The sequence below is a fragment of the Streptomyces sp. SID13031 genome (genome assembly GCF_010548305.1).
Classification (GTDB): Bacteria; Actinomycetota; Actinomycetes; order Propionibacteriales; family Kribbellaceae; genus Kribbella.
On the sequence record NZ_JAAGLV010000009.1, the window covers coordinates 231,328 to 251,143 of the forward strand.

The window sequence follows — 19,816 nt, forward strand, 5'->3', positions numbered from 1 at the left end:
CTCCCTGGGGCAAGCGGCAGCGTCTCCGTAGCGTCAATCTCGTCAGTCGGGATAGCTACAAGGGGTATGCCATGAGGCGCAAGAACGAAGAAGTCACCAGGTCGAACCACTCGGTCGTCCTGCACGACGTCCGCCGGGTCTACGGCCGGGGCGGCAACGCCGTCACCGCGCTGGACGGTGTCAGCATCAGCTTCGAGCGGGGCACGTTCACCGCCGTGATGGGCCCGTCGGGTTCCGGCAAGAGCACGTTCCTGCACTGCGCGGCAGGACTCGACCGGCCGACCTCCGGCACCGTCGCGATCGACGACGTACCGCTGGCCGGTCTGAACGAGCGGCAGCTCACCGAGCTGCGCCGCGAGCGGATCGGCTTCGTCTTCCAGTCGTTCAACCTGCTTCCCGCGCTGACGGTCTGGCAGAACGTCACGCTGCCGCAGGAGCTCGACGGCCGCCGCACGAACAAAGCCGCCGTCCGCGAAGTACTGGACCGCGTCGGCCTCGGCGGCAAGCACAAGAGCCGCCCGGGTGAGCTGTCCGGTGGTCAGCAGCAACGCGTCGCGATCGCCCGCGCCCTGGTCGCGCGGCCGGCCGTCATCTTCGCCGACGAACCGACTGGCGCCCTCGACACCCAGACCGCCGCCGACGTACTCGACCTGCTCCGCGAGCCCGTTCGCACCCAGGGCCAGACCGTCGTCATGGTGACCCACGACCCGGTCGCGGCCTCGTACGCCGACCAGGTGGTCTTCCTCGCCGACGGCATCCTGGCCGGCAGCATGCTCTCGCCGACCGCCGAGCAGGTCGCCGACCGGCTCACCCACCTCGGCGCCCGCGCAGCCCGCGCCGCCCGGGAAGCCCAACAGACCCGACAGACCCAACAGGCGCGGCAGACTCAGCAGGCCGACGGCGTTCAGGCAGCCCGGGACGCGATCGCAGCCGGGACGGCCGGCCGATGATGCGTCTCGCCGTCCGCACCTTGCGCTATCGCAAGAGCGGCTTCCTCGCGACCTTCATCGCCGTCATCTTCGGTACGGCGATCGTGCTCGCCTGCGGTGGCCTGATGGAGACCGGGATCCGCTCCAACGTCGCACCCGAGCGGCTCGCCGCGGCGCCGATCGTGGTCACCGGCAAGCTCACCCACCTGCGTCCGGGCGAGGAAGACACCACCCACCTGACCGAGCAGGTCGGCATCGACGACTCGGTGGCAGCCAAGATCCGTTCCCTGGAAGGCGTCACGGACGTCGTCGGCGACCTGACCTTCCCCGCTCCCGTGGCCCAAGGACCGGCCTTCAGCAAAGGCCAGGGCCACAACTGGGCTTCCGCAGTACTGGCACCCTTCCACCTGACCGCCGGTACTGCGCCTCGCACCGGCGAAGTCGTGCTCGACGCGACGACCGCGGAGCAGCTCCACGCGAAGCTCGGTGGCAAGGTGAACCTGCTGGTCGGTGGCCAGCAGACCGCCTTCACCGTCACGGGTATCGCCGCCGGGCCGGCCGGGCACACGTTCTTCTCCGACCAGGATGCGAGCCGGTTCGCCGATCGGCCGGGACAGTCCGCCGCCCTCGGCGTACTCGTTGCTCCAGGCACTGATCTGCAGGCGCTGCGGAAGAAGATCGAGGCGACCGCCGACGTCTCCGCGCTGTCGGGTCTCGATCGGGGAACGGTCGAGCACCCGGACGCGGCGATCAAGAAGGTCACGTTGATCTCGGTCGCGGGCTCGTTCGGCGGCATCGCGACGCTGACGATGATGTTCGTGGTCGCGTCGACGCTGGCGCTGGCCGCTCAGCACCGGCAACGCGAGTTCGCGCTGCTGCGCAGCATCGGGACCACGCCTGGTCAGGTACGGCGGATGATCCTGGGCGAGGCGATGCTGGTCTCGCTGCCCGCAGTACTCGTCGGGGTGGTTCCTGGTGCCCTGCTCGGCCGGTTCCTCTTCGATCGGCTGTCGTCGAACGGCGTCGCTTCGGCCGACGTGACCTTTTATCAAGGTCTGATCCCGTTCGCTGCCGGGGCGGGAGCCGCAGTATTGGCTGCCGTCGGTGCCGCGCTGATGGCGGCCCGCCGGTCGGCGAAGATCAAGCCGGTCGAGGCGCTGGTCGAGGCTTCGCTGCAGACCAGGTGGTTCAGCTGGGGCCGGACGGTGGCCGGCACGCTCTTCCTCGGTGGTGGGGTCGCGCTGATGATCGTGACGGCGACCGTGATGACCGGGCCGCTGGCCGGCGCGACGGCCGGACCCGCGGTGCTCTGCTGGGCGATCGGTCTCGCCGCGCTCGGCCCGCTGGCCACCAAGGCGATCCTCGCGATCCTGCGCTGGCCGCTGTACGCCGTCAGCCGGGTCAACGGCCGGCTCGCGATCCTCAACGTGACGGCGCGATCAGTGGCGATGTCGGCCGCGGTGATGCCGGTCATGCTGGCCGTCGGGATCGCCACCGCCAACATCTACATGCAGACCACCAACGTGGACGCGGCCGCGAAGGCCTTCACCAAGGACCTGTGCGCCGACGCGGTACTCGCCTCCACTGCCTCGGGTCTGTCGCCATCGCTACTTCCGCAGGTGCAAGCACTGAAGGGTGTCGCGAGCGCCTCGGCCTACGTCACCAGCACCGGCGTCATCGACGAACCGCGGCACGCACCCATCGACGAAGACGGCGCTCTCCTGCAGGGCGTCTCTGCTCAAGGCTCGAACGGTACGGCGCCGGTGCGGCTCACCACCGGCTCGCTCGAAGGGCTGACCGGGAACACAGTCGCCTTGCCTGACGTGGTGGCAGACAAGATCCACCGTGGCGTCGGTACTTCGATCAAGATGACGCTGGGCGACGGCGCCTCGGTGGAACTGCGCGTGGTCGCGACCTTCGCCGCCGAACCCGGCTACGAGAGCATCGTGCTCCCGGCCGACCTGGTCGCCGCTCACACCACCAACCGGTTGGTCCCGCAGATCCTCGTACGGTCCGAGCCCGGCGCATCGATCGGGCCGGCCCTGGCCAAACTCGCGGCGGCGACTCCCGGCGTACAGGTTGCTGATCGGGATGCGTTGATCGCCGGCAACAGCGAGGATCTGCAGACGCAGGCCTGGATCAACTACCTGCTGGTCGGAATGCTGATCGCGTACACGGCGGTCTCGGTCGTCAACACGTTGGCCTCGGCAACAGTCCGCCGCCGGCGCGAGTTCGGCCTGCAGCGCCTGACTGGCTCGACCCGCGGCCAAGTCCTCCGAATGCTCACCACCGAAGGCATCCTGGTCGCCCTGTCCGGCATCGTCCTAGGCACCCTGGTAGCCCTGGCCACGCTGCTCCCCTACGCCTCGGCCGTCTCCACCTCAGCGCTCCCCACCGGCCCCATCTGGATCTACCTGCTCATCATCGCCATCGCCTTCACCCTGACCATGCTCTCCACCCTCATCCCAGCCACCAAAACCCTCACCACCCGCCCCGCCGAAGCGGCCGCCCGCGCCGACTGACCCCACCGCCGGCCCTCGGCCGCGACCCCGCCGTCTAAGGGGGTAACCCCTCAGACGGCGGGTTGCCCCTTCAGAATCCGGCTAGGCAACCAACCATCTCGGGGGTTAACCCCTCAAACGACCCGGGATGCGTCGGGCCGCCTGGAGCTACTTGGCGGGAGTCGGCTCGGCTACTGGCTGAAGCGCGATGGTGGTTGCCTGGACCAGGCTGGCGTGACGGCGAAGCCAGGCAGATACAGGCAGCTGCAGATCTTCGAAGTCCTTCTCCTCCAGCGCAACCGGCGGCGTCGGCACGCTCGCGCCGAGCTCGGCCAGCACCGGCCTCAGATGCAGATCCGCCAGCAACTTGTGGCTGGGCGCGGCCGACACCGTCACCGGCACCACCACAGACCCAGCCAGCGCCAGATGCGGAAGTACATCGAGGAAGCTCTTCAGCAACCCGGTATAGCTGCCCTTGTACACAGGCGTCGCCAGCACGATCACCGAGGCCGACGAGACCAGCTCGATCGCACTCTCCAGCGCCTCCCGATCCGCCTCGGCGGCGTTCTCCCCCTGGAAGATGGCCGGCGCGAAGGTGACCAGATCCACCAGCTCGTCGATCCGGTACGGCGTACCGAGCTCGGACGCGAGCAACTCCGCGACGGAAGCAGCGGCCGCCGCAGTACGGGAGCCCGCTTTGGGGTTCCCCACCACGGTGACGACGGATTGCGGCCAGACCGGCGGGTCGGGCACGATCCGCGGCTCGAAGGCGGTTGAAGGCATCGGGACGCAACTCCTGAGGGTTCGGCAGTGAGGTCTCGAGCGTAACCAAAGTCGAGCTGGCTACTTGACTTTCTCAGCTGGTGAACGTTTGGCCCTCACCTTGACAACCACGAACCACGTCGCAGCGGCTGCCGCACCGGCCAGTACCACCCATTGCAGCACCCCGACCGACGACTCGACGACGTGCCATTTCTCGCCCAGCGCGTACCCAGCGACGATCAGCGCCGTGTTCCAGATGGCACTCCCGAGCGCCGTCAACGCGAGGAACAGCGGCACCGTCATCCGCTCCACCCCGGCCGGGACGGAGATCAGGCTGCGCACCACGGGCACGAGCCGGCCGATCAGTACCGCCTTGGGGCCGTGCTGGTTGAACCACCCCTCCGCCTTGTCCACGTCGGCGAGCTTGACCAGCGGCAGCCGGGCGGCCAGCGATCGCGTCCGCTCCCGGCCGAGCGCGGCACCGACGCCGTACAGGGCCAGCGCACCGACTACCGAGCCGAGCGTCGTGAAGACGATGGCGCTGATCAGCCCGAGGTCACCGCGATTGGCGGCGAACCCCGCCAGCGGCAGGATCACCTCGCTCGGCAGTGGCGGGAAGAGGTTCTCCAGCGCCACGGCGAGGCCGGCACCCGGGGCGCCCAGCTTCTCCATCAGCTCGGTGGCCCAGCCGGCCACGCCTCCGGTCGGTTCCTGCGTCGCTTGCGCCAGTGCGCTCATCATCACCTGGTTCGTCGGGGTCATGGCGTCGAAGCCAGGTCCGCGAACACCTCGCGCACCCGGCGGTCGACCGTCGTGTTGCCTCGGCCTTTCCACCGTACAGAACCGTGGAAAACGACAATCCGCCCTCGTCCTGTGCCCACCAGCCTTGCCTGCATGCGGGCCGAGCACCCTCGAAGAACCCCGTATGCCTCGGGCTGGCCGGGTTATATTCCTGGTATGGCAACTACGTTCGAGGTGCTCGCCGAGCCGCGGCGACGGCAGATCCTCGACCTGCTCCGGACCGGCGAACGCCCCGTCGGCGACCTCGTCGACGAGCTCGCCCTGAGCCAGCCGGCCGTCTCCAAACACCTGAAGGTGCTGCGCGACGCCGGCTTGGTCGAAGTCCGCCAAGACGCCCAGCGTCGCTGGTACCGGCTCCGCCCAGCTCCACTGCTCGAGATCGACAGCTGGCTCGAGCCCTACCGGGAGCTGTGGCGAGACCGGCTCGACGCCCTCGAAACCCACCTGGACAAGATGCCCTGATGGACACCTCCGAACAACGCGCGCGCCGCTGGTGGGTGCGCGGTCGCCGGGTGGGCTCGGTCGACCGCGCCGGGAAGTTCGTCGACGACGTCGGCTTCGCCTTGCTCTTCCCCGCCCCGAAGCCGATCGGCCCCTCGCTGTGGGAGGCCGTCGCGGGCGAGGACGACGAACCGTTCAGCGGTGGCATGGGCGAAAACGAGCAGAAGGTGTGGAGCTGGAAGGACGAACTCCCCCGCCGTGGCCTCGCCTGGTACGGCGCTTTCCTCGGCGGCCGCGGCTCCTTCCTCTCCCCCACCCTCCTCGCGACCCTCTACCCGGGCGACGGCGAACTGGACGACCACGAGCACCTCGACCTCTCACCCGCAGCCCACGAACTGGCCGCCGCGCTGGCCGTGGAACCACAGTCCAGCGCCACCCTCCGCGCACTCCTCGGCGACAAGAACAAGTACCAGCGTGCGATCGGCGAGCTCCAGAAGAATCTGCTCGTGACCACCGCCGGCGTCGAGGAGCAGAGCAACGGCTGGCCGGCCGCCCTACTCACCCTCACCTGCGAGCAGTTCGACGTGGGCGGTGGCACCGACCACCGCGAGGCAGCACGCCTGTACCTCGACACGATGCTCGATACCGCTCCGATCGACCTGGCTCGCGCCTTCCGCTGGCCAACCGCTCGAGCCCGCAACCTACTGAGCGAACTCGTCGACCTCGACCACGCCGTCACGGACGGCCGCCGCTACCAACCACTCACTCGAGGCTGAGCCCGGCCCCGCGTACGGTCACTTGGTTTCGGCGAGGTCGAAGACGTTGCCTTCGGGGTCGGCGAGGGTGACCCAGTGGGCGCCGTACTCGTCGAACTCGCCGACTCGCTTGGCGCCCAGGCCGACGATCCGGTCGACCTCGGCGGCCCAGCCGGCGGTGGAGAAGTCGATGTGCAGCCGGTTCTTGCCGACGCTCTCCTCCGGGACCTGCAGGAACATCAGCGCTGGGCCGTCGGCGGCCTTGTTCACGGTCGCGAAGAACTCGTTGCCCTCAGCATCGACCTCGGTGTTCAGCACGCCGGCCCAGAAGCCGGCCAGCTCGGCGGCGTTCTTGCAGTCGAAGACGACGTGTTCGAGAGTGATGGACATGGTGGTTCAGCCTTTCAGGTGGGGGATCCGCTGGATCGGCCAGCAGATCTCGGTACGGAACTCGGTCTCGTCGACGCCGTCACCCGGCCCGACGAGGTACAGCTCGCGGATCGGCCCCGGGGCGATCTCGCAGTACTCCGCCACATGGCTACCGAGCGCGCCATAGGTGCGGTCGAAGTCCTTGAACGACCCGTCGTGCCGGGTGATCGCGAAGTAGCTCGCGGGCAGATCGGTCAGCCCGACGCGATCGATCGCCGGCTGGTCCGGAGCGACGGGCAGGAACGCGACCACCTCACCGAGGTCCTCGGTGAAGAACTCATCCCCGTACGTCGCACCCGAAGCGGCGCTGATGCCGTACGTGCCGGCGATCTCACCGAGCAGGCCGAAGGTCGTGCCGCACCACTCGTCGATCGCGTCGCGATGGACCCGGTCGGTGACCGAGTACGCCCGGAAGGAGGGCACGAACCGGTACTCGACCGCGAGCTCGCCGGCCGGCAGGGTGAGCATCGAGCGCAGTGAGGCGACCACGTCCCGAGTCTGGGCGAGCTCGCGCTCCATCTGGTCCAGGTGCAACCGCAACGTCTGGTCGCGGGTCTGGACGTCGGGCGCCTCGACCACCGATCGCACCTGGGCGAGCGGCATCTGCAGGTCCCGGAGCCGCCGGATCAATTGCGCGACCGGCACCTGCGCGGTCTCGTACCGCCGGTACCCCGAGGACGCGTCGATCCGCGCCGGAGCCAGCAGCCCGATCTCGTGGTAGTGATGCAAGGTCTTCACGCTCAGATGCGTGAGCCTGGAGAACTCACCGATGGTCACCGACGCCGTCATGAGGCAACCCTCCACCCTCCGCCTACCGGAGAGTCAAGCGGCGCGCCTGCCGGCCTAATCGGCACCGCCGATGTGATCGGCGCTGCCGGACGCAACTCGACCGCCATCGGGGGCGCGATGGCGGTCGTGCTGCTGGTGTCCCCGTGCGGACACCTCGTCAGTAGTTAGTACAAGCGTTAGTACTAAGTCAGAGAGTTAGCGCAGAAGTCAGAGCGTCCACTTCTGGTTCGCGGTCCCTCCACAGGTCCAGATCTGCAATCGGGTGCCGTTAGCAGAGCTGTTGCCGGTCACGTCGAGACACTTGTTGGCCTGTGGATTCACCAGGTCGTTGTTCGCGTAGTTCCATTGCTGAGCGGCGCTGCCGTTGCAGGTCCACAGTTGCGTCTGTGCCCCGTTGGCGGTCGAGCCGCCGGCTACGTCGAGGCACTTGCCGAGCGCACGGAGGGTGCCGTCGCCGGGCCGGCTCCACTGCTGCGCGGCGCTGCCGTTGCAGTCATACAGGTTGACCGCCGTACCGTCCGCGCTGTTCGCGGCGGCCACGTCGACGCACTTGCCGGCCAGGCCGGTGATCTGGCCGCTGGTACCACCGCCACCACCCTGTGTTCCGGACCAGGTGAAGGTCGCGGAGGTCTTGGTGGGCAGCGTGTAGGTGAAGGACTGGCTGCCCCAGTTCACCCGCACCGACTGGTTGCCGCCGGTGGTGTTGAAGGCGATCAGCGACTTCGAGCCGTCGGGGTTCTTCCAGGCGACGTTCTTGACCGAGCTGTTCGCGGTCGAGTCGATCCGCAGCGCGCCCGGCCGCACGTACTTCGTCAGGTGGCCCATCGTGTAGTACTCGACCGTCTTGGTGACCTGGCCGCGCTGGGCGTCGTTGCGATGCACGGTCACCAGGCCGGTGCACACGTTGCAGCCGGCGCCGACGAACGGCAGATGCGCCTCGTCCAGCGCCAGGCCCCACTTCACCCACGACTTGTCCCAGTTGCGGGTGTAGTCGATCAGGTTGTTCATGTCCTCGACCTGCTGGTTCGGGATCCAGGTACCACCCGAGTGCTCGGTCATGTAGGCGTTGACCGCCGGGTACTGGTTGTGGATCTGCGTCTGCAGCGCCACGTCGCCGCCGTACCCGTGCCAGGCGATCCCACCGAACAGCGGGTCGTTGCGCAGGCCGGCGTCGGCCAGCGGGACCGAGCCGAGGTCGTTGTAGTTGCCCCAGTTGTAGTCCAGCACCATCACCTTGGTGGTGATCCCGGCCGCCCGGAACGCCGGGAACAGGTGGTTCTTGGTGAAGTTCAGCAGGCCGGCGCCGTTCCAGTTCATCGACGCGTAGCCGGTGTCGTCGCTACCGCAACAGGTCGGCTCGTTCTGCACCGTGACGTAGTCGATGTGGTTGCCCTGGGCCTCGTTCTGCTGGACGTACTTGACGAAGTACTGGGCGTACATCGGGTAGTACTCGGCCTTCAGCCAGCCGCGGTTGGTGAACTTGTTGTTGTCCTTCATCCAGGCCGGCGCGCTCCACGGCGAACCCATCACCTTGGTCGCCGGGTTCAGCTGCTTGGCCTGCTTGGTCAGCGGTACCACGTCCGCCAGGTCGTGGTTGATGCTGAAGTCGTTCAGGTCGCAGCAGGTGTCGTCGTAGGAGTAGTTGAACCGGGCCAGGTCCGAGGCGCCCATCGGGTTACGGACGAAGGACAGGCCGATCCCGTTGACCGGGTCGAACAGGTCCTTCATCACCTGGTTGCGGGTCGCCGCCGAGATCGTGTTGCTGCTGTTCAGCAGCCAGGCCGAGCTGTCGGCGAACGACGCGCCACCGCCCTCCCAGGACTGGTACGTCGTGTTCTCGTTGACCGTGATCGTCTGGTTGGCCGAGCCGCCGGCGGGGCCGAAGTTGACCGGCGTCTGCTGCTGCAGGCCGCGGGTGACGTTCTGGCCGGCCCCGTCGTTCGTGGTGGTCAGGAAGATGTTGACCTGCTCGCCGGCGGCGTGCGCGGGCTCCGGGTTGCTGAAGCTGAATCCGGTCGCGATCACGGACAGGGCCGCGACTCCGGCCAGAGCCGGAAGGAGGCGGCCGCGGCGACGGCCGCGGCGTTGGGTCCCGTTCGAGGGCATGGGCGGATCTCCCTTGTGCTGAAGGGCTTTCTCAGGGGTGGGTGGGACCCCGAGGTACCGGCGTCTGCCCGCGCCGCAACTGGTGGTCAGCACGAGGTAACCATCCGTCAATGCCGGTGTCAACGTCACGACGCGACTTTTTTCACGTCTTATATTTATGCGTGGTCTTGACCTGAGAGCGTTCTCACAGCAAGCTGCCATCCAGCGAAACCCTGTCTCGCAACAGCCCGCCCCCCGCCCCCCAACGGCCGGACGCCCCTTCCGGCCGCGCGAGAAATGAGGCACGCATGAGGTTCCCGCGTACCCGATTCCGGTCAGCAGCCCTGCTCGCCGCAGGCGCAGCCCTCGTCGGCACCGCTCTGCTCCAGTCCCCCGCGACCGCCCGGACCACGGCCACCGACTCCGCCACAGCACCGGCTGCCTCGGCCGCCGCAGCAGCGGTCGGCCCGGTCATCTGGGAGGACAACTTCGACGGCCCGGCCGGCCAGGCTCCCGACTCCAGCAAGTGGCGCTACGACATCGGTGGCTCCGGCTGGGGCAACGACGAGCGGCAGTACTACACCAACAGCACCCGCAACTCCGCCAAGGACGGCGCCGGCAATCTGGTGATCACGGCGCGCCAGGAGAGCGGCGGCTTCAATTGCCACTACGGCCCGTGCCAGTACACGTCGGCCCGGTTGCTCACCGCGCAGACCTTCACCCAGACGTACGGGCGATTCGAAGCACGGATCAAGATCCCTGGTACCCAAGGGGTCTGGCCCGCGTTCTGGATGCTCGGCGCCCAGGGCGGCGGCTGGCCGAACAACGGTGAGATCGACGTCATGGAGAACATCGGCCGCGAGCCGAACACCGTGCACGGCACCATCCACGGCCCGGGCTACTCCGGCGCCGAGGGCATCGGCGCCGGGTACAACTCGCCCAACGGCCAGGCCTTCCGCAACGGTTTCCACACCTACACGGTCGACTGGGAGCCGGGCGCGATCACCTGGTACGTAGACGGCGTCCAGTACCAGCGCCGCACGCCGGCCGACCTGGGCGGTGACACCTGGGTCTTCAACCACCCGTTCTTCCTGATCATGAACGTCGCGGTCGGCGGCTACTGGCCGGGCTACCCCGACGGCAGCACGCAGATGCCGCAGGCGATGACGATCGACTACGTCCGCGTCAACAGCCTCACCTCCGGTGGCGGCGGTGGCGGCACGGTCAAGGCGCTCGGCAAGTGCATGGACGTCGCCGGCGCGAACCCGGCCGACGGTACGCCGGTGCAGCTGTACGACTGCAACGGCTCCACCGCCCAGCAGTGGACCCGCCCGGGTGACGGCACGATCCGTGCCCTCGGCAAGTGCCTGGACGTCGCCGGCGGCGCAACCGCCGACGGCACCAAGCTCCAGATAGCCGGCTGCAGCGGTAACGCGGCCCAGCAATTCACCTACAGCGGCGCCCAGGATCTGGTGAACCCCCAGGCCAACAAGTGCGTCGACATCCCGTCGGGTAGTACCACCAACGGCAACCGTCTGCAGATCTGGACCTGCAACGGCTCCTCGGCCCAGAAGTGGACCTTGTAGCAGAAACCCTTGCAGGGCAGGCGATCAGCAACCGATCGCTTGCCCTCCACGGAGCTACCCCACGATCAGCCCGGCCGCACGTTCCGCGATCGCATAGACGGTCGGGTTCGTATTGGCCGACGGGATCAACGGAATGACCGAGCCATCGGCCACCCGCAGCCCCTCGATCCCGTACACCCGCAGCTCGGTGTCGACGACCGCCCGGTCATCGGCGCCGAGCTTGCACGTTCCCACCGGGTGACAGCAGGAACCGACCGTACTGCGAACGTACGCCGCCAGGCTCGCGTCATCGTCGAGGCCCCCGAGCCGGCGGCCGCGGCAGGCCTTGCAGGGCAGGCGATCGCGCTCCGAGTCGCAGTAAGGGACGAGAAGCCCGCAGCACTGAGCAAAGCCGAGCGAGCCCTCCTTGCGGAGTGGCTCACTCGGCTGGCCGACGAGACGGCCAGGCAGAGCTAGTCAGGGCTAGTCAGGGCGGTGGGACTTGATCAGGCCGGTGTAGGTCTTGCCGCTGGTCTTCATGACGCGCTTGCCGGTCGGGTAGTCGACGTAGGCGAGGCCGAAGCGGGGGGCATAACCGTAAGCCCACTCGAAGTTGTCCATCAGCGACCAGGCGAAGTAGCCGGCCAGCGGGGCACCCTGCTGGACAGCGCGGACACAGGCGGCCAGATGGCCGTCCAGGTAAGCGGTCCGGTCGGTGTCGTCGACGGTGAAGTCCGCGTCGGGCTCGTCGACCCAGGCCGAACCGTTCTCGGTGATGTAGATCTTCTCGGCGCCGTACTCCTTGGCCAGCCGCAGGATCAGCTCCTCCAGCCCCGCCGGGTGGACCTCCCAGTCCAGCATCGTGTGCGTGGCGTTCGGGCCCGGGACCTGGCTGAATCCCAGCACAGGAACGGATTCGTCGGCCTTGATCAGCTGCCGGAAGTAGTAGTTCAGCCCCACGAAGTCGGTCGGCGCCGCGATGATCTCGGCGTCACCGGGCTGCTCGGGCAGCTCGACGCCGTACACCTCGACCATGTCCGCCGGGAAGCCGCGACCGAACAGCGGGTCGAGCCACCAGCGGTTGATGTGCCCGTCGGCGATCTGCGCGGCCCGGATGTCGGCGGCGGCCGAAGTCGCCGGCTCGCACCCACTGAGGTTGACGACCAGGCCGACCTCCGGCGGCTTCGGCGCCGACTCCCGCAGCGCCGCGACGCCCAGCCCGTGCGCGAGCATCAGGTTGTACGACGCGCGCACCGCGATCGCCGGATCCTTGATACCGGGCGCCATTCGCCCTTCCCAGTGGCCGATCCAGGCCGAGCACAACGGCTCGTTCAGCGTCACCCAGTCGGTGACGCGATCGCCGAGCTTGGCGCCGACGACGGCCGCATACTCGGCGAACCGGTACGCCGTGTCGCGGTTCTCCCAGCCGCCGAGTTCCTGCAGCGCCTGCGGCAGATCCCAGTGGTACAAGGTGACGTAGGGCTTGATGCCGTTGGCAAGCAAGTCGTCGACGACCTTGTCGTAGTACGCGAGCCCGGCCGCGTTGACGGCGCCCGAGCCGGTGGGGATCACCCGCGGCCAGGCGATCGAGAACCGGTACGCGTCGACGCCGAGCTGCTTCAGCAGGTCGAGATCCTCGGGCCAGCGGTGGTACGAGTCGCACGCGACGTCACCGGTGTCACCGTTGTCGATCGCGCCGGGGACCCGGCAGAACGTGTCCCAGATGGACGGCAGCCGGCCGTCGGCGTCGATCGCACCTTCGATCTGGTACGCCGAGGTGGCGGTACCCCAGACGAAGTCCTGCCGGAGCGGGGAGAGCTCGACCATCGGTGACCCCCAAGGGGTAGTGGGCGGGTTTTTTCAAAGCATAGTTGAAGTCCTGAACTCGGAATAGCAGCCCAGGTTCCGGAACCACGAAGCCCCGGCCGAGCAGCTCTGAACAAACTTCGCGGCGCAGCGTGCCCAACCGGCTACGGAAGTAGCCGCCGCACTACGAGCTGGGACAGCGTGCCCCACCGGCTGCGGAAGTAGCCGCCGCGTTGCGAGCTGGGACGAGGGATGGCGAAGGCGTTGGCTGAGATCAGCGGACCCGGGCGGCGAGGCCTCGGGTCGAGCGGGGGGTGGTGGTGCCGCCATCGCGGAGCAGGCGGAGGATCGGGAGGGTCGCCGCCCCCATCGCGACGGCATCGCGGCCCAGCTCGCACAGTTCGATCGAGACCTGGGCATAGGGCTGACGCAGGGCATGACGAGCGGTCGCCTCGCGCAACTGCGGGAGATACCGCTCACCCAGCAGCAGCCCGGACCAGCCGCCGAGCACGATCCGCTCGGGGTTGAAGAGGTTGACCAGGTTGGCGAAACCGGCGCCGAGGTACCCGATCGTGTCCTCGACCACCTTCTCCGCGGTCGCCGAAGTACCGACCGCGTCGAGCAGCCCGTTGAACGCGGCCTCCTCGTCACCACCGGCGATCAGCTCGCCGGCACTGGCCAGCCGATACCGCTCGAGCACGCCCTCGGCTCCGACGTACGCCTCGAGACACCCCATCGCGCCACAGCGGCACAGGCGCCCGCCGTACATGATCGTCGTGTGGCCCCACTCGCCCGCGCTGCTGCGGGTGCCGCGATAGCTGATGCCGCCGGTGACCAGCGCGGCACCGACCCCGGACCCGACCAGCGCGACGACGGCATCGGTCGCACCCCGGCCGGCACCGAACCACATCTCGGCCTGGCCGAGCGTGTTCGCCCCGTTGTCGACCTGGATCGGAATGTCGGTCTTCGCGGCCAGCATCGCGCCCAGCGGAACCGCGTCCCAGCCGAGCGTCTGGGCGTGGACGACGGCATCGGCCGGTCCCTCGACCACGCCGGCGACCGCGACCCCCATGCCGAGCACGTCGTCGGCCCCGACCCGCGCCTCGTCGAGCACCGCCTGCAATCCCGTCAGCACGTACTTCACGGCCAGCGCGGGATCCGGTTTCGGCGTCTCGATCGGGTAGACCGCCATCGCGAGCACGTTCATCGCCAGGTCGAAGAGCTCGACCCGGACCCGCGTCTCGCCGACCTCGGCGCCGACGACGTACCCGAAGGTCGGGGCGACGCGCAGCAGTACGCGCGGACGGCCGCCGTCGGACTCGACCGAACCGGCATCCTCGACCACGCCCTCGTCGAGCAGCTCACCGACCAGGTTGCTCACGCTCGCGGCGCTCAGCGAGGTCTGCTGGCCCAGCTCGAAACGGCTCAGCGGGCCGTCGCGGTAGATCGCCGTCAGCAGCACTGAGCGGTTGGACCGGCGCATGTCGCGCACAGTGGTCCGGCGTACGTCCATGGTCTGCGGTCCACCCTCGAAAAAGCTTGGAAGTCGCCGTCGGCCGGCGGCTGAAATCGATCCCTCGCCGATTGGTCCATCATGCACCAGCGCCGGTCCCGGCGGAGCCGAAGCGCAGGTCGCCTGTGGACAACCGTGCACATCCCGCGACGACAACGAAGGACTTCTTACAAATCGTGAACTTAGCCCTGATTCGTTATCGCGTCGTGATTGACGTGAGCTGACTCACTCGGCTTCACTCTACGGAACCGCTTCCGAAACCGGTTCCGAACATTCCGGACACGTCGCGGCAACAAACACCCCAACCGCCCGAGGGGAGCTGAAGTGTCGATCACCATCGCCGACGTCGCCGCCCGTGCGGGAGTCAGCAAGACCACCGTTTCCCGTGTCCTGAACGGCAAGGGCGAGCTCGACCTGCGCACCGCCGAGCGGGTCCGCCAGGTGATTGCCGAGCTCGGCTACGTGCCGAGCGCCCGCGCTGTCGGACTGGCCCGCGGCCGGACCCGGATCGTCGGGATGCTGGTCCCCTCGCTCACCTGGCCCTGGATGGGCGAGGTGCTGCAGGGCGCCGTCGACGTGGTCGAGTCCGAGGGCTACGGCCTGCTGCTGTTCACCTGCAACCGGGGTGAGGAATCCATGCGGCAGTTCGCCTCCCAGGTCTCGGCCCAGTCCTTCGACGGCCTGCTGGTGATCGAGCCGGAAGGCACTCTCGCCTACATCGAGCAACTGCACTCGCGCGGCTTGCCCGTCGTCCTGATCGACGACCGGGCCAAGCAGCCCCTCTTCCCGTCCGTCGCCACCACCAACCGCGCCGGTGGCGCGGCCGCTGCCCAGCACCTGCTGGAGCTCGGCCGGCACCAGCCGCTGGTGATCACCGGCGTGGGCTGGTTCGGCTGTACCCAGGAACGCCTGGACGGTTTCCGCGACACCTACGCGGCGGCCGGGATCGAGCTCGACCCGCGGCTCGTCATCGAAGGCGACTTCACCCACGACTGCGGCCGCAAAGGCGTCCAGCAGGCCCTCGACGCCGGACTGAAGTTCGACGCGATCTTCGCGCACAACGACCTGTCCGCCGGCGGCGCCATCCAGGCCGTCCGGGAGACCGGGCGGAACGTGCCGAACGACGTGTCAGTGGTCGGCTTCGACGACATCCCCTACGCCCAGCACACCGAACCGCCGCTGACCACGGTGCACCAGCCGATGCGTCAGATGGGCCAGACGGCGGCCCGGATGCTGATGGCTTACTTCGGCGGCAACCCGCTGCCGGAGGAGCCACAAGTGCTGCCCACGACGCTGATCGTCCGCAGCTCAACCGCCCCGGTGACCGCCCGCCATGCCGTAGCTCGCTAGTACCGCCGCCAAGCTCCGGCGGCGGAGTGGCTGCCCCCGCTCCGCCGCCGGTGACAGCACCCCCGACAGACCAGCACCGACAGACCTGCACCGCCCGATCAGTACCGCCCGATCAGTACCGCCCATCAGTACCGATACCGATCTGTTAGCGCCGCCGATATTCCCATGAGAGCGCTTTCACGGCACGATGCGAAGGCCCCCCAGGCTCCACCCGACGGTCATACGACAGTCAACGGTCATACGACAGTCATCCGCCAACCAGTTGGACGAAACACAGGAGGAACGATGCGAGCTCGACGCTCAGTCGCGCTAGCCCTCACGGGCGTGCTCGCGGCAGCCCTGATGGCTGCCTGTAGTAACGGGGACGACAACAAGAACACCGCCGGCACGGGTGGCAGCGCCACCACCGTGCTGAACGTGGGAATGCCGAACGGCCCGCAGACGGAGAACCACAACCCGTTCCTCGGCTCCTCGTCGGGTGCTTCGCTGGGTTACCGCTGGATGATCTTCGAGCCACTGGTGATGATCAACGGCATCAAGCCCACCGAGGCGGGCAAGCCGTGGCTGGCCACCGAGTGGAAGTGGGACGCCAACTTCACCAAGCTCTCGCTCACCATCCGCGACGGCGTCAAGTTCTCCGACGGCACCCCGATGACGGCCGACGACGTGGCCTACTCGTTCCAGCTGCGCAAGGACAACGAGGGCCTGAACCAGGACGCGATCCCCTACGGCACCATCACCGCGTCGGGGAACAAGGTCGACCTGACCTTCACCAAGTCCCAGTTCACCAACCAGAACAAGGTCCTCACGGTCTTCGTCGTCTCCAAGAAGCAGTGGTCGGCGATCAAGGACCCGACCAAGGACACCCTGAAGGACCCGATCGGCACCGGCCCGTACAAGGTGAAGTCGTTCACCCCGCAGACCACCACGCTGTCGATCCGCGACGCGTACTGGCAGGACCTGCCGAAGGTCAAGGAGCTGCGCTACACCTCGTACAACGACAACAACGCGCAGACCACCGCGCTGGCCAACGGCGCCTCGGAGTGGAGCTTCGTCTTCGTCCCGAACGTGAAGGCCGTGTACCAGTCGAAGGACGAGAAGAACCACAAGCTCTGGTTCCCGGCGAACCTCGGCATCCACGGGCTGTGGATCAACACCACCCGCAAGCCGTTCGACGACCCGGCGCTGCGCCGGGCGATGGACAAGGTGATCAGCCGCGACGACATCTTCACGCAGGGTGAGGCCGGCTACTTCTACCCGAAGGTCGAGTCCATCACGGGCATCCCGACCCCCGCAGGTGAGTCGTTCATCGCCCCGGAGTACAAGGACAAGAAGCACTCGGTCGACGTCGAAGGCGCCAAGTCCGACCTGGCCGCGGCCGGCTACAAGCTCGAGAACAACGTGCTGAAGGACAAGACCGGCAAGCCGGTCACGATCACGCTGACCGACCCGGCCGGCTGGTCCGACTACATCACCGACCTCGAGATCATCAAGGACAACCTGTCCACGATCGGGATCAAGGCGACCGTCGACAAGGCGAACCAGGACGCCTGGTTCAAGAAGATCGACGAGGGCGACTTCGACGCCGCGATGCACTGGACCAACGGCGGCGCGACGCCGTTCGACATCTACCAGAACATCATGGACGGCAAGATCCTCAAGCCGATCGGCAAGGGCGGCGTGAGCGGTAACTACGGCCGCTTCAACTCACCCGAGGCGACCAAGGCGCTGGACGAGTACGCGAACGCCGCGGACGACACAGCCCGGACCACCGCGCTGAACACGCTGCAGAAGATCATGGTCGAGCAGATGCCGATCATCCCGACCTCGGCGTCCAACGTCGGCGGTCTGTACAGCACCAAGAACTGGACCGGCTGGCCGGACGAGTCGAACCAGTACGCGCCGGCTCAGCCGACGCAGCAGAACGCGCTCCAGATCGTTCTCAGCCTGAAGCCCGCAGGAGCCTAAGGACACGCCGCGGCCGGGATCCCACCACCTGGGGACCCCGGCCGCGGTGCCGCGATCTAGCTAGGAGCGAAAACGTCATGACGGCGACCGAGACAGAACCGGTGACCACGGGCGACGTGGTCCTCGAGGCCGAAGGCCTCACCAAACACTTCCCCGTCCGCCGGGGGCTGCGCGACCTGTTCACCAAGGAGCGCAAGGCGGTCCACGCGGTGGACGACATCCGGCTGACGCTTCGCCGGGGCCGGGTCACCGCGCTCGTCGGCGAATCCGGCTCGGGCAAGTCCACCGTGGCCCGGCTGATGGCACAGCTGTACTCCCGCACCGACGGCGACATCCGGCTGCACGGCGAGTCGATCACCGTCCGCGGCGGCCGCGGTTTCCGCGCGTACTGCCGCCAGGTGCAGATGATCTTCCAGGACCCGTTCGCCTCGCTGAACCCGGTCCACACCGTGCGGTACCACCTGACCCGGGCGCTGAAGATCCACGGCCGCGCGGGCAAGGGCGCCGACGAGCTCGAGAAGAACCTGAGCGACCTGCTGCTGCGCGTGCAGCTGACCCCGCCCGAGCGCTACCTGGACAAGTTCCCGCACGAACTGTCCGGCGGCCAGCGGCAGCGGGTGTCGATCGCCCGCGCGCTCGGCGCGAACCCGGAGGTCCTGCTCGCCGACGAGCCGGTCTCGATGCTCGACGTCTCGATCCGGCTCGGAGTTCTGAACTTGCTTCGAGACCTGAAAGAACGCTTGAACTTAGCCATCCTCTACATCACCCACGACATCGCCTCGGCCCGGTACTTCGCCGACGAGACCCTGGTGATGTACGCCGGCCGGATGGTCGAGGGCGGCGATTCGGAAACCCTCACCCAGAACCCGGCGCACCCCTACACCCGGCTGCTGATCGAGAGCGCGCCGGACCCGGACCGTCTCGACCGGGTCGGCGACGCGAAGGACGCGCCCGAGGACAACGCCGGGGGTGAGCCGCCGAGCCTGATCGCCCCCCCGACCGGTTGCCGGTTCCACCCGCGCTGCATCCACGCGATGCCGAAGTGCTCGACCGAACTGCCGCCCCGTTTCGAACTGCCGGTCGTCTCCGGCGAGGGCGAACACTGGGCCGCTTGCTGGCTCTACGAGGAAGGAGCCGCGAAGTGAAGTTCCTGCTGCAGCGGATCGCGTTCTACCTGTTCACCGCCTGGGCCGCGATCACGATCAACTTCTTCATCCCGCGACTCATCCCGGGCGACCCGGTCACCTCGCTGATCAACAAGTTCCAGGGCCAGATGAGCACCGAGGCGATCAACTCGCTCTACGTGCTGTTCGGCCTGGACAAGAACGCGAGCATGTGGAGCCAGTACGTCTCCTACTGGGGCCAGATCTTCCACGGCGACCTCGGGTTGTCGTTCACCTTCTTCCCCACCCCGGTCTCGGAGATCCTCCGGCAGAGTCTGCCGTGGACGATCGCGCTGGTCGGCATCACCACCTTCGCCAGCTTCATGATCGGTACGTCGCTCGGCGTACTGGCCGGCTGGCGGCGCGGCTCCTGGCTCGACGCGTTGTTGCCCGTGACAACGTTCCTGTCGTCGATCCCGTACTTCTGGCTCGGCCTGCTGGCGATCACCCTGCTCGCCGGTACGGACAGCTTCTTCCCCTCGTCGGGTGGTTACGAACCCGGCCTGGTGCCGTCCTGGGACGGTGAGTTCATCGGCAGCGCGGTCCAGCACAGCCTGCTGCCGGCCATCACGATCTTGATCTCGTCGGTGAGCGGCTGGATCCTCAGCATGCGCAACATGATGGTCACCGTCGCGTCGGAGGACTACATCACCGTCGCGCACGCCAAGGGCCTGAGCGAGCGCCGGGTGATGGTCAGCTATGCCGCCCGCAACGCGCTGCTGCCGAACGTGTCCGGGTTCGCCCTGTCGCTCGGCTTCATCGTCGGCGGCACCCTGCTGGTGGAGATCGTCTTCTCCTACCCCGGCATCGGCTACAACCTGTTCCAGGCGGTCGGGTCGAAGGACTATCCGTTGATGCAGGGCGTGTTCCTGGTCATCACGATGTCGGTCCTGGTCGCCAACCTGATCGCGGACGTCGCGTACCTGCTGCTCGATCCCCGTACCCGCAAGGAGGGCTGA

Annotated in this window: 18 protein-coding genes; 10 read left to right on the forward strand and 8 right to left on the reverse strand. The window is 67.8% G+C overall.

Translation table 11 applies throughout. The annotated features are described in order from the left end of the window. Positions 1-71 precede the first annotated feature (71 nt). Positions 72-950, forward strand: coding sequence for an ABC transporter ATP-binding protein (locus tag G3I17_RS19745; RefSeq protein WP_203590469.1), 879 nt, complete (start codon positions 72-74; stop codon positions 948-950). Next, a complete protein-coding gene (locus tag G3I17_RS19750; RefSeq protein WP_203590470.1) occupies positions 947-3,451 on the forward strand; it encodes an FtsX-like permease family protein in 2,505 nt (834 codons plus the stop codon). The genes G3I17_RS19745 and G3I17_RS19750 overlap by 4 nt, the downstream gene beginning before the upstream one ends. A gap of 147 nt (positions 3,452-3,598) precedes the next feature. Here the strand turns inward: G3I17_RS19750 and G3I17_RS19755 are convergent, their stop codons facing one another. Continuing rightward, a complete protein-coding gene (locus G3I17_RS19755) occupies positions 3,599-4,213 on the reverse strand; it encodes an NAD(P)H-dependent oxidoreductase (protein WP_164598328.1) in 615 nt (204 codons plus the stop codon). A gap of 60 nt (positions 4,214-4,273) precedes the next feature. Continuing rightward, complete coding sequence (locus G3I17_RS19760; protein WP_164598330.1) at positions 4,274-4,954, reverse strand: DedA family protein; 681 nt, start codon at positions 4,952-4,954, stop codon at positions 4,274-4,276. A 195-nt stretch (positions 4,955-5,149) separates the two neighbouring features. Here G3I17_RS19760 and G3I17_RS19765 point away from each other — a divergent pair, with 195 nt between their 5' ends. After that, complete coding sequence (locus G3I17_RS19765; RefSeq protein WP_164598332.1) at positions 5,150-5,455, forward strand: metalloregulator ArsR/SmtB family transcription factor; 306 nt, start codon at positions 5,150-5,152, stop codon at positions 5,453-5,455. Then, complete coding sequence (locus tag G3I17_RS19770) at positions 5,455-6,210, forward strand: hypothetical protein (protein WP_164598334.1); 756 nt, start codon at positions 5,455-5,457, stop codon at positions 6,208-6,210. Before G3I17_RS19765 ends, G3I17_RS19770 begins: the two co-directional genes overlap by 1 nt. 18 nt (positions 6,211-6,228) lie before the next feature. On the opposite strand, the gene G3I17_RS19775 is transcribed toward G3I17_RS19770, so the two are convergent. From G3I17_RS19775 to G3I17_RS19785, 3 genes are all read right to left on the reverse strand, one after another. Beyond that, a complete protein-coding gene (locus tag G3I17_RS19775) occupies positions 6,229-6,579 on the reverse strand; it encodes a VOC family protein (protein WP_164598336.1) in 351 nt (116 codons plus the stop codon). Positions 6,580-6,585: 6 nt separating this feature from the next. Next, positions 6,586-7,407 (reverse strand): MerR family transcriptional regulator, encoded by an 822-nt coding sequence (locus G3I17_RS19780; RefSeq protein ID WP_164598338.1) that lies wholly within the window; start codon positions 7,405-7,407, stop codon positions 6,586-6,588. 207 nt (positions 7,408-7,614) lie between these two features. Then, positions 7,615-9,513 (reverse strand): ricin-type beta-trefoil lectin domain protein, encoded by a 1,899-nt coding sequence (locus G3I17_RS19785; RefSeq protein ID WP_164598340.1) that lies wholly within the window; start codon positions 9,511-9,513, stop codon positions 7,615-7,617. A gap of 287 nt (positions 9,514-9,800) precedes the next feature. Here G3I17_RS19785 and G3I17_RS19790 point away from each other — a divergent pair, with 287 nt between their 5' ends. Continuing rightward, the gene (locus tag G3I17_RS19790) at positions 9,801-11,078 is read left to right on the forward strand and encodes a family 16 glycosylhydrolase (protein WP_164598342.1); all 1,278 of its coding nucleotides are present in this window, start codon (positions 9,801-9,803) and stop codon (positions 11,076-11,078) included. 54 nt (positions 11,079-11,132) lie between these two features. On the opposite strand, the gene G3I17_RS40870 is transcribed toward G3I17_RS19790, so the two are convergent. Then, entirely contained in the window at positions 11,133-11,312 is a 180-nt protein-coding gene (locus G3I17_RS40870; protein WP_343238353.1) for a GMC family oxidoreductase, read from the reverse strand. A 3-nt stretch (positions 11,313-11,315) separates the two neighbouring features. Between G3I17_RS40870 and G3I17_RS40875 the strand changes: the two genes are divergently transcribed. Continuing rightward, positions 11,316-11,534, forward strand: a complete 219-nt coding sequence (locus G3I17_RS40875; RefSeq protein ID WP_239062701.1) for a hypothetical protein — start codon at positions 11,316-11,318, stop codon at positions 11,532-11,534. 6 nt (positions 11,535-11,540) lie between these two features. On the opposite strand, the gene G3I17_RS19800 is transcribed toward G3I17_RS40875, so the two are convergent. Both G3I17_RS19800 and G3I17_RS19805 read right to left on the reverse strand, forming a co-directional pair. After that, positions 11,541-12,884: a GH1 family beta-glucosidase gene (locus G3I17_RS19800; RefSeq protein WP_164598344.1), complete on the reverse strand. Its 1,344-nt coding sequence runs from the start codon at positions 12,882-12,884 to the stop codon at positions 11,541-11,543. 253 nt (positions 12,885-13,137) lie between these two features. Then, positions 13,138-14,376 (reverse strand): ROK family transcriptional regulator, encoded by a 1,239-nt coding sequence (locus tag G3I17_RS19805; protein WP_164598346.1) that lies wholly within the window; start codon positions 14,374-14,376, stop codon positions 13,138-13,140. 324 nt (positions 14,377-14,700) lie between these two features. Here G3I17_RS19805 and G3I17_RS19810 point away from each other — a divergent pair, with 324 nt between their 5' ends. From G3I17_RS19810 to G3I17_RS19825, 4 genes are all read left to right on the forward strand, one after another. Beyond that, the gene (locus G3I17_RS19810; RefSeq protein ID WP_164598348.1) at positions 14,701-15,726 is read left to right on the forward strand and encodes a LacI family DNA-binding transcriptional regulator; all 1,026 of its coding nucleotides are present in this window, start codon (positions 14,701-14,703) and stop codon (positions 15,724-15,726) included. 285 nt (positions 15,727-16,011) lie between these two features. Next, on the forward strand, positions 16,012-17,694 hold the full coding sequence (locus G3I17_RS19815) for an ABC transporter substrate-binding protein (RefSeq protein WP_164598350.1): 1,683 nt from the start codon (positions 16,012-16,014) through the stop codon (positions 17,692-17,694). A 77-nt stretch (positions 17,695-17,771) separates the two neighbouring features. Beyond that, positions 17,772-18,839 (forward strand): ABC transporter ATP-binding protein, encoded by a 1,068-nt coding sequence (locus G3I17_RS19820; RefSeq protein ID WP_164598352.1) that lies wholly within the window; start codon positions 17,772-17,774, stop codon positions 18,837-18,839. Further along, a complete protein-coding gene (locus G3I17_RS19825) occupies positions 18,836-19,816 on the forward strand; it encodes an ABC transporter permease (protein ID WP_164598354.1) in 981 nt (326 codons plus the stop codon). Before G3I17_RS19820 ends, G3I17_RS19825 begins: the two co-directional genes overlap by 4 nt.

Bases quoted from the DNA above. Each gene is read 5' to 3' on its own strand.
- G3I17_RS19785 (WP_164598340.1), bottom strand. From the start codon at position 9,513: ATGCCCTCGAACGGGACCCAACGCCGCGGCCGTCGCCGCGGCCGCCTC.
- G3I17_RS19805 (WP_164598346.1), bottom strand. From the start codon at position 14,376: ATGGACGTACGCCGGACCACTGTGCGCGACATGCGCCGGTCCAACCGC.
- G3I17_RS19755 (WP_164598328.1), bottom strand. From the start codon at position 4,213: ATGCCTTCAACCGCCTTCGAGCCGCGGATCGTGCCCGACCCGCCGGTC.
- G3I17_RS19750 (WP_203590470.1), top strand. From the start codon at position 947: ATGATGCGTCTCGCCGTCCGCACCTTGCGCTATCGCAAGAGCGGCTTC.
- G3I17_RS19815 (WP_164598350.1), top strand. From the start codon at position 16,012: ATGCGAGCTCGACGCTCAGTCGCGCTAGCCCTCACGGGCGTGCTCGCG.
- G3I17_RS19765 (WP_164598332.1), top strand. From the start codon at position 5,150: ATGGCAACTACGTTCGAGGTGCTCGCCGAGCCGCGGCGACGGCAGATC.
- G3I17_RS19790 (WP_164598342.1), top strand. From the start codon at position 9,801: ATGAGGTTCCCGCGTACCCGATTCCGGTCAGCAGCCCTGCTCGCCGCA.
- G3I17_RS19745 (WP_203590469.1), top strand. From the start codon at position 72: ATGAGGCGCAAGAACGAAGAAGTCACCAGGTCGAACCACTCGGTCGTC.
- G3I17_RS19820 (WP_164598352.1), top strand. From the start codon at position 17,772: ATGACGGCGACCGAGACAGAACCGGTGACCACGGGCGACGTGGTCCTC.
- G3I17_RS19760 (WP_164598330.1), bottom strand. From the start codon at position 4,954: ATGACCCCGACGAACCAGGTGATGATGAGCGCACTGGCGCAAGCGACG.
- G3I17_RS19780 (WP_164598338.1), bottom strand. From the start codon at position 7,407: ATGACGGCGTCGGTGACCATCGGTGAGTTCTCCAGGCTCACGCATCTG.
- G3I17_RS19775 (WP_164598336.1), bottom strand. From the start codon at position 6,579: ATGTCCATCACTCTCGAACACGTCGTCTTCGACTGCAAGAACGCCGCC.
- G3I17_RS19770 (WP_164598334.1), top strand. From the start codon at position 5,455: ATGGACACCTCCGAACAACGCGCGCGCCGCTGGTGGGTGCGCGGTCGC.
- G3I17_RS19800 (WP_164598344.1), bottom strand. From the start codon at position 12,884: ATGGTCGAGCTCTCCCCGCTCCGGCAGGACTTCGTCTGGGGTACCGCC.